General features: G+C 70.0%; 10 protein-coding genes and 2 pseudogenes. 8 read left to right on the top strand and 4 right to left on the bottom strand.

The annotated features are described in order from the left end of the window. Nucleotides 1-16 precede the first annotated feature (16 nt). Both ABH925_RS32905 and ABH925_RS32900 read left to right on the top strand, forming a co-directional pair. Nucleotides 17-649: a hypothetical protein gene (locus ABH925_RS32905; protein WP_370154030.1), complete on the top strand. Its 633-nt coding sequence runs from the start codon at nucleotides 17-19 to the stop codon at nucleotides 647-649. A 917-nt stretch (nucleotides 650-1,566) separates the two neighbouring features. Further along, complete coding sequence (locus ABH925_RS32900) at nucleotides 1,567-1,806, top strand: hypothetical protein (protein WP_370154029.1); 240 nt, start codon at nucleotides 1,567-1,569, stop codon at nucleotides 1,804-1,806. Nucleotides 1,807-1,840: 34 nt separating this feature from the next. On the opposite strand, the pseudogene ABH925_RS32895 reads toward ABH925_RS32900, so the two are convergent. Continuing rightward, nucleotides 1,841-2,158: pseudogene (locus ABH925_RS32895) on the bottom strand (transposase); the annotation flags it as partial. Between the two features lie 124 nt (nucleotides 2,159-2,282). Here ABH925_RS32895 and fxsT point away from each other — a divergent pair. The 4 genes from fxsT to ABH925_RS32875 all read left to right on the top strand — a co-directional run bounded on the left by fxsT (nucleotide 2,283) and on the right by ABH925_RS32875 (nucleotide 8,689). Next, nucleotides 2,283-4,949 (top strand): FxSxx-COOH system tetratricopeptide repeat protein, encoded by a 2,667-nt coding sequence (gene fxsT, locus ABH925_RS32890; RefSeq protein WP_370154027.1) that lies wholly within the window; start codon nucleotides 2,283-2,285, stop codon nucleotides 4,947-4,949. A gap of 275 nt (nucleotides 4,950-5,224) precedes the next feature. After that, nucleotides 5,225-5,761 carry a hypothetical protein gene (locus tag ABH925_RS32885; RefSeq protein ID WP_370154025.1) on the top strand — a complete coding sequence of 179 codons (537 nt, stop codon included), beginning with the start codon at nucleotides 5,225-5,227 and terminating at the stop codon, nucleotides 5,759-5,761. Nucleotides 5,762-6,123: 362 nt separating this feature from the next. Next, nucleotides 6,124-7,929, top strand: a complete 1,806-nt coding sequence (locus ABH925_RS32880) for a replication-relaxation family protein (protein ID WP_370154023.1) — start codon at nucleotides 6,124-6,126, stop codon at nucleotides 7,927-7,929. Between the two features lie 247 nt (nucleotides 7,930-8,176). Beyond that, complete coding sequence (locus ABH925_RS32875) at nucleotides 8,177-8,689, top strand: SdrD B-like domain-containing protein (RefSeq protein WP_370154021.1); 513 nt, start codon at nucleotides 8,177-8,179, stop codon at nucleotides 8,687-8,689. A gap of 338 nt (nucleotides 8,690-9,027) precedes the next feature. Here the strand turns inward: ABH925_RS32875 and ABH925_RS32870 are convergent, their stop codons facing one another. The 3 genes from ABH925_RS32870 to ABH925_RS32860 form a co-directional block, all read right to left on the bottom strand. Beyond that, complete coding sequence (locus ABH925_RS32870; protein WP_370154019.1) at nucleotides 9,028-9,258, bottom strand: hypothetical protein; 231 nt, start codon at nucleotides 9,256-9,258, stop codon at nucleotides 9,028-9,030. Between the two features lie 181 nt (nucleotides 9,259-9,439). Beyond that, complete coding sequence (locus ABH925_RS32865; protein WP_370154017.1) at nucleotides 9,440-10,180, bottom strand: hypothetical protein; 741 nt, start codon at nucleotides 10,178-10,180, stop codon at nucleotides 9,440-9,442. 295 nt (nucleotides 10,181-10,475) lie between these two features. Further along, nucleotides 10,476-11,438, bottom strand: coding sequence for a MarR family transcriptional regulator (locus ABH925_RS32860; RefSeq protein ID WP_370154016.1), 963 nt, complete (start codon nucleotides 11,436-11,438; stop codon nucleotides 10,476-10,478). Nucleotides 11,439-11,770: 332 nt separating this feature from the next. On the opposite strand from ABH925_RS32860, the gene ABH925_RS32855 reads away from it, so the two are divergent. Both ABH925_RS32855 and ABH925_RS32850 read left to right on the top strand, forming a co-directional pair. Then, nucleotides 11,771-12,370: a hypothetical protein gene (locus ABH925_RS32855; protein ID WP_370154014.1), complete on the top strand. Its 600-nt coding sequence runs from the start codon at nucleotides 11,771-11,773 to the stop codon at nucleotides 12,368-12,370. A 169-nt stretch (nucleotides 12,371-12,539) separates the two neighbouring features. Beyond that, nucleotides 12,540-12,860, top strand: a pseudogene (locus tag ABH925_RS32850) (hypothetical protein); the annotation flags it as partial.

Here is a 12,860-nt window from a genome sequence, read left to right as displayed (position 1 = left end):
TCAAGGAGTCTGAATCATGGCTGCTCATCCCGATATAGAGGCTTTGCTGCGGATTGTTCCCGCAGAGCACCGGGGCGAGGAGCGTATCGACTGGGCGGCAGCGGAAGCTGCATTGGGCACGAGGTTGCCGAGCGACTACATGTCGTTCATGGACACGTATGGTGTGGGTGACATCGATGAGTTGGTCATCCTCCCGCCCTTGCCCGTCGATGTCCCCAGCCTGAGCGACTGCCACATCGGAAGCATGAGCGAGGGGCTTCGCTGGGTGTGGGAGAAGGAGGGCGGCGTGCCGGGCGTATCGGCTGGCCCGGAGGCCGTCCTGCTGTGGGGGACCGGCTGCAATGCCAACGAGATGGCTTGGCTGATGACTGACGCAGACCCGGACAAATGGCCCGTCGTGGCATGGCGTCGCCAGGTCTCCTATGGAGAGTCTCGGTGGGCGATCTTCGACTGCGGCATGGTCAAGCTCCTCACGCGCATGATGCTCGCGGAGTTCGATGAATGCCCGCTCGGCGACACGTCACTTTGGGGACGTCCTGGAGCGTTCGTCAGCAGGCGCGAGCAGCGCCGCCGACTCGTCGCCGGACTCGACCCGTTGACCGGGGAGCCGGATCCCTATGCCGAAATGTTCCCGATCTTCGAAGAGTGACTTCGCCCGCGGGGGTAGCTCGGCGACACCGGCGCAGACCCGAGCTGACCGGCGTCCGGCTGGCGCGGGTGCTGCTACGCGGTCAGGACCCGTCTCCAGGAGGCGTCCGCGTTCGTGGTGTTCTTCAAGGACACCGGCCGCCGGATCGCCGCGGCCGTGGTCGATGCCGACGCCCCGGGTTTGGAACGCACCCTCGCAGACCCGTCCGGGCTGGGCGCCTGGACCTGGGGCAGCCTGTCCCTGAACGGCGTCCGCGTCGACCAGGGCGACCTCCTCGGCGAGGCCGGGGGCGGCCTGGAGGTCTTCCGCTGGCACTTCGCGTCTTTCCGGCCCCTGGGCGCGGCGACCGCGCTCGGCACCGCCGCCGGCGTCCAGCACCGTCCCCCGCACCCTGCGCGCCAAGGTCTCCACCGGCCGCAGCCCGACTCACCCACCAGCACCACCCCGGGGCCGACCTGTGGGCACTCACCACCAAGCCCCACGCGGTCGACACCGCCCACCGCACGGTCGCCGACCTCGCCCTCCTGGTCGGCGCCGGCGCCTTCCAGTGCACCTCACCCATCGCCAAGGCCCGCGCCGACCTCGGCGGCCTGCTCTACGCCGACGGCATCCACGCCGCCCTGCCGCGCTCCGCGGCGCCAGGTCCACCTTCAGGCCACCTCGCCCACTGCCAAGGCCAGGACGGACCTTGGCGGCTTGCTCCACGCCGGCGGTAGCCGAGGTCAGCAGTACGACGCACCGGACCGCAAAGGCCGGCAGTGGCCGGCAGAGCTCGCCGAAGCCGGCCCTCAGGCCACCGGGGGGCCGTCCGGCATGGAAGGGATGACGGCCACGGTTCGGCGGGATTCTCCCGAGCGCCTCCCGGTAGCCCCCTTGCTCCCGCTAGCGTGGATTCACCACCGCGACACTGGAGCCCCATGTCCGAGCAGTCCGACGCCCTGCTGCCCGATCGCACTCCACTCGCGCCCGGCGCCGCTGGCGTGCTGCGCGCCCGGGCCGCCGCCGAACGGGTCCGGTCCGACCAGTTCGCCGCCGCGCTGGAGGACATTGCCGAGCACGGTTTGCCGCCGGTGGAGGCGTGCCGTCCCTGGACCGAGATCCGCGAGGAGGCCCTGGCTCAGCTGCACGCCGCACGCGAGGCTGGCAACGCCGCCTGATGGCCTGACATCACCAGCCCGGCCGCCGCGCGGAGCGGCCGCGCCGGTACTGCTTCGGCAGCTGGGCCAGGGCCGTAGGGGTCGTGGTGATGTGGTCGGCGGCGGTGTTGCTGCCCGCGTTGCCGGGCCGTAGCAGTGCGGCCACCGGCTCCCCGGAGCCGCCCCGGCCGTGGTCGACGAACGCGACCAGCGGGTGGTGCCCGAAGGTCCGCTTCCACGTCGCTGCGGCGTCCTGCTTCTCGGAGTGCGCGAGCACCAGCACGCCATCGATGTCCACGATGACCTGGCCACCCGCATCCGGGGCGTCGGCTGCGGCCAACTTCCATACCCGCTCACGGACTTCGGCCCTCGCCTATGCACCCCAACCGGCTGCTACCCAACCATCAGCGCAACCACGGAACTTGCACGAGCCCTGGCCAACATAGGGGTTAGCATCACAGAATTGTGATCCCGGTTCACTCTGGTGGGAGTGCGTCATGGTGGGTGCGGAACTGTTGGTCGGGTACGTGTTCGCGTGGCTCGTGGGAAAGGGCAAGCGGGCAGCACTGCGGGCAGACCAGCAGGTGGACCAGGCGGTCGATGCGACAGTCGATCTGGCTAGTGAGAGGTTGCACGCGCTGGTGGCGGGCAAGCTGTCCGGGGATGCGTCGCTGGAGAGACTGACGCAGGAGGCCGATCAGGGAGCGGCAGAGCCTTCGGCGCGCACGCGAACACGGGTAGTGCTCGCGCTCGAGGACGCTGTGGAGCGAGATCCCGAGTTCGCGGCGGCGCTTGAGGATTTGGCGCGCCGGTTGCAGTCGGTCCGCAGCGGGGACGGCGGTGTGTCGGTCGGAGGGAACGTGCGGGTGCAGGCCGGTGGCGGATCGTTTGCCGCTGGGTTTGTGCAGGGGGATGTGAGCTTCGGAAACCCTTCAGGTGCCAGGCGCGGGCCAGGCATGACCGCACCCGGCACACAGGGACCGACGGTCGGCGGGGCTGGCTGGGTGGCGGGGGTGTCGGCGGATCGGGGTGGGATCTCGATCGGCTCGGCGGGGCCGGTGCAGGTGACGTACCAGCAGCGGGTCGCCTGGGGGCAGCCGGTACGGCTCGACCCGCGCCCGGGCCTGGTGGCAGGACGCGAGCGGCTGCTCGAGGATCTGCACACGCGTCTGTCGATCGGTCAGGGAGTTGGCGTGGTGGCGTTGAGCGGGCTTGGTGGGGTGGGCAAGACCACGACGGCCCTGGAATACGCATACAGGCATCTGTTCGACTTCCAGATCGTGTGGATCTTCCACGCGGAGCAGGCCACCGACCTGCTCGCGCAGTTCCACGAACTGGCGGAGCTGCTCGATGCCGCAGGGGGTGGGAACCCGGTGGCTGCCGTGCATGCAGCGCTTGCCGTGCACCCAGGTAGGTGGCTGCTGGTGTTCGACAATGTCAAGGACCATAGCGCGGCTCGCGGTTGGCTGCCGGCGAAGGGCTTTGGGCATGTGCTGGTGACTACGCAGGATGGGCACTGGCCGCGCGAGCAGGCGCTCGAGGTGCCCACCCTCGACGTGCGGGCGGCGGTGGGGTTTCTACTGGATCGGACCATGTCCAGGGATGTGGCGTCAGCGGAGGCGATAGCGCGCGAGTTGGGGTTGCTGCCATTGGCGATGGCGCAGGCGGCTGCGTTCGTCGAGACTACCGGGCGCAGCCTGGAGCAGTACCTGGGTTTGTTGCGCACCAGCCGCAGCGCGCTTCTTGCCCGCGGGGCTCCGACGGCGCACGCGACTCCGGTGGTTACGACCTGGTCGTTGGCTCTTGCTGAGTTGGAGGCATCGAGCCGAGGATCGCTGATACTGCTGCGCATCGCAGCGTTCCTCGCTCCAGAGGACATCCCGTTCCGCCTGCTGCTCCCGGAAAATCTCACGGTTGATGAGGCGAGCCTGGATGCCGAGGTGCTCGTGCAGGTGCGTACGCTGTGTGCCGAGCCTCTAGCGCTCGATGACGCGGTGGCCGGGCTGCGTCGCCATAGTCTGATCGGACCTCCCGGCGAGGTCTTCAGCATGCACCGTCTCGTGCAGGACGTAACCCGTGAACAGATTGGGTCGCCTGAGAGTGCTGCGTGGCTTGCCGTGGTCCGGGCACTGGTAGAGGCCGCGGTTCCGTCCGACCCGACGGCGCGTGCGGCATGGCCGGCTTGCCGACTCCTGCTGCCCCATGCCGCGCTGGTTGCCGACCTCCTCGGGTCGCCGATGTCGCGCTTGGTCGAGTCTCTGGGGGTGAGCGGAGACTATGCCACCGCCCGCACATGGTGGCAAACGCTCGCGCAAGCCCACGAGGTATCCATCGGCCCTGAGCACCCCGACACCCTTGCCGTACGCGCCAACCTTGCCCGATGGACCGGGGAGGCAGGGGACGTGGCGAAGAGCCGTGATCTTTTCCGGGAGCTGTTGTCTATTCGCGAGCGAGTTTCCGGCCCTGAGCACCCCGACACTCTGACCGCGCGCTCCAACCTTGGCTATTGGACTGGGGAGGCCGGCGATCCGGCGAAGGCACGCGATCTTTTCCTGGAGCTGCTGCCAATTCGCGAGCGTGTCTCCGGCTCTGATCACCCCGAAACTCTAGCCGTACGCTTCAACCTCGCCCGATGGACTGGGCAGGCGGGAGATGCGGAAAAGAGCCGTGATCTTTTCCTGGAGCTGCTGCCGATCTGCGAGAGGGTTTCCGGCGCGGAGCACCCCGAAACCTTGACTGTAAGTGCCAACCTCGCTTTTTGGATCGGGAGGGCAGGGGATGCGGCGGAGGCACGTGATCTCTTCCGGGAGCAGTTGCCCACTCGCGAGCGGGTCTCCGGTACAGAGCACCCCGACACCCTGGTCATAGTCGCCAACGTTGCCCGGTGGACCGGAGAGGCAGGGGATGCGGCGAAGGCACGCGATCTTTTCCTAGAGCTGTTGCCAATTCGTGCACGGGTCTTCGGCCCAGAGCACCCCGAGACTCTGGCCTCACGCGCCGACCTGGGAATCTGGACTGGGGAGGCAGGGGATGCGGCGAAGGCACGTGATCTCTTCCGGGAGCTGGTGCCTATTCGGGAGCGGGTGTCTGGCCGAGAGCACCCCGAGACCCTGGCCGCACGCGGCAACCTTGACTATTGGTCCCGACGAATGGGTCATCAGTAATCGCCTTGGCCGATAGGCACGAGCCGTTGCGACTTTTCGAGATAATGACACCAGTTCAGCGGGCTGACCTGGTCCACTCGGTCGACTTTTTCTCGCCAGTTGACACAAAAAGATCGATTTTGTTGACACCTGCTTAGGGGCGGGACTGGTGACCGCGCCGGTGAGCCGGTTCAGTCACCAGTCACCAGTCACCAGTCGTCGGCCGCCGGCATGTCGGTGTGCCGGGTGGTGAGGAGTGCCTGACGGCCGGTTGCTTGTGCTGTCAGGGTGGGTTGATGGAGTTCTACACGAGGCCGTTGCCGCGGTTGAGTCGGTGCCGGGACTGGCCCGCGCTGGCCGATGAGAGCGTGACACTGCTGGTCTTGTCGGAGAACGGGTTCATCAGCAGGGGCAGTGGGGACATCGCGCACAAGCGGATACCGCTGACGCGCCTGGGGCCGGGCGATGTGGTGCTGGCGTTGCGCAACGGGGCCGACGGAACGCCGGACGTCGTGGTGGTGGACGACGTGGCGCGGCTGTGCGCCGGGCTGGATGTGCGGCAGAGTACGGTCAGTGACGCGGATCGCGCGTCGGCTCTGGCCCGGGCGTGGCGGATGACAGCGGAGCAGGCCTGTCCCGCGTGCGGTGTCGAGCCCTGGCAGCACTGCCGCAACAAGTACGGCGACCGTATGGTGACCATCCGGTTCCACAAGGCCCGCCAGCGCGCCGCCGATGTCGAACCTGTCCTCAAGGCGGCGGAGCTGCACCCGGGCCACTGGCTGGAGGGGACGGCCCGCTTCGACTGGTCTCCGGAACCGATCCCGCAGCGCTGACCCCGGCCGGCAGCACGCAGCACGCAGCACACGCGAAGGTCCTGCCAGCGTGGGGACGTGGCAGGGAGCCGCGCGGTCAGCCGATGGCTCACCGCACCTGGCTGCCGTGGATGACGCCGCATCTCCTGCCGGCGCCACGGCCGCGACCACTACCGGCACTTCCCACACACAGGCCTGGATCTGTCCAGGCCACCCCCCTTGGCCGGCCGCCCCCACAACTACGACGACCCTCTCTCCCTGTGTGTCGGTGTGGAGGGAGAGGCTTCGGGGCGGGCGGCGCGCTGCGCCCTGGGTGTCAGCGGTACCCGGCAGGATCAGGTGCGCAAGCGCGGTGACGCCGGATCAGAGAACGGGGCGGGCCGGTGGTGAAGGCGACGGGGTTGTATCCGGCCGGGTCGACGTCGCGGATGCGCGCGGACGCGCTCGCGGTACTGGCGGTGCTGAAGGTGGCGACCGCGGAGCAGATCATGCGGCTGACGCGGCCTCACCTGACAGACAACAAGACGGTCCGCAACGCGCTGGGGGACCTGGCCCATCACGGTCTGGTGCTCGCGGTCGGCAACACCGCCGGGCCCCAGGGCCGGATCGGCGCCCAGCCGCAGGCGAGCAGCCAAGCGAAGGCGCAGAGGCTGTGGGCGCTGACCGGGCCGGGCCTGGAGGCGGCGGGCACCGAGCTGTCGACCGGCACACCGCTGGGCGGCACTGCCCGGGGTGCGGGGCGCGCCGGGGCCAAGCACGCGATGGTGGTGAACGAGACGGTCGTCGCGTTCACCACCGGCGGCACCGGCGGCACCGGCGGCACCGACGGCAGTGCCGGGGTCGGGGAGGTGTGGTCGTGGGCCACCGAGGTCGGCCACCCGATCGCGGCGGGGGAGAGGAACACGGTACGCGCCGACGGCGTGCTGCAGGCTCCCGAGGCGGGTTTGCCGGTGCTGCTGGTGGAGGTCGACCGGCGTACCGAGACCCCGGAGACGATCGCCGCCAAGCCGGAGCGCTACCAGCGGTTCTTCCGCCGCACCACCAAGGACACCGACGGCCGGCAACTCCCGTACTGGCGCACGCTGTACCAGCCGACGGGCTGCGAGGGCCATCCGCCGGTGGCCCTGGTCTTCACCGGCGCGGGCGAGCTGAGCATGCTCAACCGCATCACCCGGGTCCGCGAGCTCAGCCGACCGACCTGGAGCGGCCTTCGATCCTGGTGCACGGGTGAGGACGACTGGACCGACTACCGCGACGCCGTCCCCGTGCTGGCCACCACCCTGGACCGGCTCCAGCATCACGGCCCCACCGGCGCGGTGTGGTGGCGCTACGGCCACCAGCACTGGGAAACCCTCGACCAGGCCCTGGACAACCCCGACGACCACCGCCGCCGCGACGAACGCCTCCAGGCCGAGGAACGCGAGAACCAGCGCGCCGAACGCCGCCAGCACGAGGCCTGGTTCCAGGCAGCAGCCGCCGCTCCGTGTCCCACCTGCGGGACGCACCCCGCGTCCCAGGACGAGGCCTTCGGCCTCGAAGCCGAGGCTGCGGGCGATCAGCCGCGCCCGGCCGGCCACGTCTTCGAGTACCACCCCGACGACGAACCCGCACCCGCCATCCCGGCCGGGCGGGTACCGCCGCCTGCTGCGCGGCGAACACTGGGACAGGTGAACCCGCTACACGCCGACGGCAGTCCGCTGCAGCAGCGCCGGGACGGCCTCGACCAGGCGGCCGATCGCGGAGCGCCACACCTCACCGGTGGTGGTCACCTTCGCGGCGAGATTCTCGTACGCGGCCAGCGCTTCGTCCTCGTGCTCGTAGCGGAACGCCCTGGTAGGCAGCGCGTCCGGCCACTGGTCGCGCCAGTCCCGCAGCTGGCCGACCGCCTCGGCCGAGGTGAACCAGCACGCCGAGCGCACCCGCGTCACCAGCCCGGCGGGCAGCCGCACCGGGACCTTCTCCGGGTAGCCGCCGTCCCGCGACCCGGGCCACCGCCCCGGGATCAACGCCTCCGCCAGCAGCGGCGGCCAGTCGTGGTCCCAGTCCCGCGCCCGCAGCTCGGCCCGCACCTAGAGCATCACCACCGCGTCCAAGCTGTCCAGCAGCTGCCCGTCGGTGCGCAGCTCGGCTCGGTGCGTGTACCAGGCCGTGCGCCGCTCCACCGCCTGCTGGAAGACGCGGCACGGTGAAGCAGCAGCAGCGCCTGCTGACCCGTGACAGCGGAGCCGGGACGTTTGCCATCGCAGTTGGGACAACGTCATTTCGTGACAGCGAACTTGGGATGTCGCAGGTCAGGTCGGCTGGCTTTGTCGGGGGCGTTGGAGTCTGGCGCGGCAGGTGTGAGCCGGCGGCGGACAGGGTTCACCCGTATGGCGCAGCGACTCGCCCACCGGGGGGCGGCAATGCCAGGGGGCCCGTCCCAGCGCGGCAATCCTGATGGCGTTCAGCACCGATCGTTTGGAGCCCACAGTGCGTTCCCGCCTCCTCCTGACCGCCTGCGCTACCGTGGCGGCGCTCGGCCTTTCCTCTGCCACCGCAGCGATGGCGGTCGGCCCCGTTCCAGGAACCGATACCGAGCTCGGAGGGACGGTCTGGTACGACGTGCCCCATGACGGGATCCTCGCGCCCAACTCGCCACATGTCCCGGGCGTGAAGATCACCCTGAAGGACACGTCCGGTAACGTCGTATCCACCACGAGGACCGGTGCTGACGGCAAGTACCTGTTCACGCACCTGGACCCGACCAGCGACCCGACGTCCTACTACGTGACCTTCGATCCCTCATCGCTGCCGAGCGGGACCACGTTCACCACCGAGTACGCCCCCGGATCGACCCACGCCAACAATTCAAGCGCCGATCCGCGGACCGGGACCACGGCGCGCATCACGCTGACGCGCGACACGGAGGACTTGACCTGGAACGCGGGCATCGTGAGCATGGCCCGCTGAGGACCCGCCCGTCCCGCCGGACTCCGAGGCCCGCAGGTTCTCGACCGTTCCCTCGGCCCGGTGTTCCTGCCCTGGCCGGAGCACCGGGCGCGACCATGCCGTACGGCGCCGGACGATGGCAGCGCTGAACCGCGACATATGCCGCGTACCTGGTCGTTGAGGTCGGCGGTCCACTGCGTGCGGCCGTCGGTCAGTGAGTAGGCGACGATGCGCCCGGTGGTGGAGCGGGTCTTGGCGGTGACCTGGACGTCGCCCGGCTTCTCCGCAGGCACCAATAGCAGTCCGTCGGCCACGACGGTGCCGTATGCGGGACGGGCGGCGAAGCTGGGATGGCCGTTTCAGCCGAGGGTGATGTCCAGGGTGTACTGGTCGACGGTCGGGATCGTGGCGCGGGTGTGTCCGGTGGTGTCGAAGCTGATCACGGCGTGGGTGCCGCGTGCGGCGGCTTCGTCGACCCACGCCGTCAGGGGCGCGGTGGAGAGGACTGCGAGGTGGGTCAGGTCGCTGCTGACGGGCAGCGTGGTGCGCAGCCGCTGGTGGCCGTCGAGGGCTGAGAGTGTGCGTAGCACGGGTGCGGTGGTGCCGCAGCGGGAGACGGTGACCACGGAGTCGGGGTCGCCTGTGACGGTCAGCGGGGTGCAGCCCTGGCCTGTGGCGCTGTGCCACAGGTCGTGGCCGTCGGCGAGGCTGACGGCATGCCAGCCGTCGGCGGCGTGGAGCGCGGCCGTGCTGCCGGCGACGGCGAGCAGGTCAGGGGCGGTCGGGTCGCCGGAGCGGGGCGGCGCGGCGACGGTCGCGGTCCCAGCGGGGGGCGCCCGTCGCGAGGTTGAGTGCCACGGCGGTGCCGCATGGCCTGTCGTGGGCGGCGTGGCCGAGCAGGCCGGTGTTCTGGCCGGTGGCGCGGCTCATGGCGCAGACCACGTCCTGGCCCGGCGGGGTCCAGGTCCAGGCGACAGTACCGGTTGCGGCGCGGTAGGCGACGACACGGTCCGGCCGTACCCGGACCACAAGGTCCCCGGTGGCCCAGCTGCCCACCGCCTGGGTGCCGAGCGGCTGTTCGGTGGCCGCCGACCAGGCGGGCGCGAGGTCGCGCTGGCCCGGTGGGACCTCGCCCCAGACCAGGACGGTCCCCGCGGCCAGCAGCGCGCCGGCGAGCATCGCCGACAGGCCGGCCTTCGGCTGTTCCAGGGTCCACCACAGACAGGCCAGCAGGGGGATGCTGAGGAGCATGCTCCAAGCGAGCATCAGTGCGACGGTGCGACTGTGGCCGGTGTAGTGGGCGCAAATCGTCAGTGCGAGGCAGAAGCCGATAATCGCGCCGGTGACCACGGATCTCGGCGTGGAGCACTCCGTGCTCCCGAACTCCCACCAGTCCCGTAGCCCGTCGAGACGACGCGAGACGGCCTTCCCCGGCACTACGTCCTGCGGCACCGCGTCCTGTGGCACCGTGTCCCGCGGTGCGCAGTCCCTGTCGATGTCGGCGTCCGCCATCCGCGTTCCTCCCCCGAGAACGCCGGTGCGCCCTGCGGCTGCGAGGCGGTCCGGGTCCCGGGAAGCATGGCAGCCCGGCCGGGAGTGATCAACCCGGCACCGGCCCTGCCTGGCCCGGTTCTCCCTCGCGCGGGAACTGCACTGGCTCTCGCGTGCGGGGGAGAACCGGTCCCTCCTTGCGGCGGACGTTCGGACCCCGGCTGCCTGAGCTTAAGCTCAGACATACGAGGCACCCCCGCCGCTGGCCGGGCATCCAGCTTCTCTGGGTCCGGGGGCCGGGGGTGCTGAGCGGCAGTCACCGCAGGGCGGGCGCTGACTTGGGAGCTGACAGCCCATCAGGTTTGGTGCCGATGGTTGATCCGTGCGCCAGGTCTGTGCCGAGTCGGGTCGGGGCGTGGTGGACCGTTTGGCCGTTGCGGACGGTGGTGATGAGGCCGGACTCGCGTAGGACGGAGGCGTGTCGCGAGGCGGCTGCGGCGGATACTCCGAGGGTCGCCGCGAGCTGTCCGGTGGTCAGGGTCGGTGTGCTGACGACGGCGACCAGTGCTGCTGCCCTTGTTGCTCCCAGGAGTGATACCAGGGCCTGGGCCGGGGCGTGGAGCTCGGGGTCGCGGGTGATGGCGTCGGCGGTAGCGGGGTAGGTGACTGTCACCGAGTCGGCCAGCGGGTCGAACATGATTTGGGTGGCTAGCGCTGTGGGCTGGAAGATCAAGGGACGCCCTTCGAGGGACTCCTCGGCGTCGACGCGGGTGTTCAGGAGCAGTCTCCGGCCGTCCCAGCGGATTGACGGATGAAGGGAGTTCAGCATGTCGTCGGTGCCGCCGATCACGGCCCGGACTCCTGCCGTGGCTGATGCGGTGGCGATGGCAGAGGTGATCCTTCGGCGGTAGGGGTCCAGGCCCGTGGTGCGGAAGCTGGTGAGGATGCGGTTCAGCGTGCTCACCGCACCCGGGTGACCGTCGGCGAGCGCGCGGGTGAACGGGGTCAGGGCGCCGGATCGGGCCAGGTCCCGCAGATGAGCGGTAGCCGGTGGGGACTCAAGGTCGAGCCGGGACGGTGCTGCGTGGGCGACCTGATCGAAGAACGCCGGCATGTACAGGCTCGTGTACAGATCGAACAGCCTGCTGTGGCTGGGGTTCCAGCCGCGGGCGACCTCCAGCCGCCACGTCGCCAGCCTGCGGCTGGAGGCCCGGTCGGTCAGTTGAGCCCCGCCCAGCGCGAGCTCGTACCCGAAGTCAGGCGCGTCAGCTACCCGCAACCGCTCCACATCAACCGTCGACAGACCAATCCGTATCAACCTGGCATCCCCCGTGTGCCGGCGAGCGGGCCCCAGACCTTTTGCATCCTCGCGCAAAAGCCTAGCCGTTGGGGTACCAACGGTCGATCGTTGACCACGTCTTCGGTTGCGGCCGGCACCGCCGGCCACCTCCTATCTCGCTCGGCGCAAGGCCGACTCAAGCAGCACCCAGGCGTCTGACATCAACGTGACCACCGGGCAGGGCGCTCAGCGTCGCAGCTGAGCCGCACACGGCGTCTGGTGGCACAGGGTTCCAGCCATCAACCGCTCATCGTCACCACGGGGGAACATCCATGGCACTCAACCGTCTGCGCGGCCTGACCGCCGCTTTCGCCTGCCTGGCCTTCTCGGCGCTGGCCGTGCCCTGCGCCACGGCCGCGACGGGCGCCTCGGCCGCGACGGGCACGGGCTCCGGCCAGGTGGTCACGCCCGCCATCGCGGCGGCGATCAAGGACCAGCTCGCCCTGCAGCCCGGCGGCGTGGTCCACGGCAACACCATCAGCTACCCGCACGACGTTCGAATGAGGTTCCTGTCCCGGCCCGCGAGCACCAACAAGATGTCGCCCGCGTTCTACGGCTGCACCACCGGCAATGTGTGCCTCTACGCCGACACCGACTTCGGCGGGATGGTCTGGGAGACCGGCTCCGAGTGGTGCCCGGCCGACCACAACCACGGTGAGGGCGGCGCGGCGTGGTTGATCAACACCTCCGCGTACCACAACGTCCGTTCGGTCGACAGCGAGAACAACTACTGGGCGCGCGGGTACTGGGTGTCCTGGTACGGCTATGGCACCCAGTGGACCCTGTCGCCGCAGGGCGACCTGATCAGCGTCAGCGCGCAGAACTTCGAGGAACTCGAGGTCTGCCCGCTGGAGTCGCAGCTCGAGAGCTGACCGGCGCTCACGGCCGTACGCCAGCTCCGCGCCGCACCCCGCCGTCATAGCGTCGCAAGCGCGCGGGGTGTGCGGAGTTGTACGGGAAAGAGGACTCCACACGAGCAAACCGGGCACCCTGATCCCGGGCCGGTCGCGACGACGGGGCGCGACGGCAGTAGGGGGAACGATGTTACGAAGAGCGGAACCACCCACGGAACGCCCAGGGGCCGGGAGGCGACGGCTGCGCCGGGCCGTCGCCGTGGCCGGTGCCACCGTGACGCTGGTCGCGGGGTTTGGCCTCGCGTCCACGCCGGCCGGTGCGGCGGCCACGTCCTCGGTGCCGGTCGTGAGCCTGCAGGCGCCACCCGACTCGGCGGCGCTCGCGCCCGGCGGCTCGGCTGAGCCGCAGCTGAACTGGATCGCCGACCACGATCTCGGCACGCCGACCGTCCTGGTCACCGTCGACGCCCGCGGCCTGGCGAAGGTCGGCACCGTGACGTTCTCGCCG

Source organism: Streptacidiphilus sp. EB129, assembly GCF_041262645.1.
Lineage (GTDB): Bacteria > Actinomycetota > Actinomycetes > Streptomycetales > Streptomycetaceae > Streptacidiphilus.
This window is presented reverse-complemented; position numbering and strand designations above follow the sequence as displayed.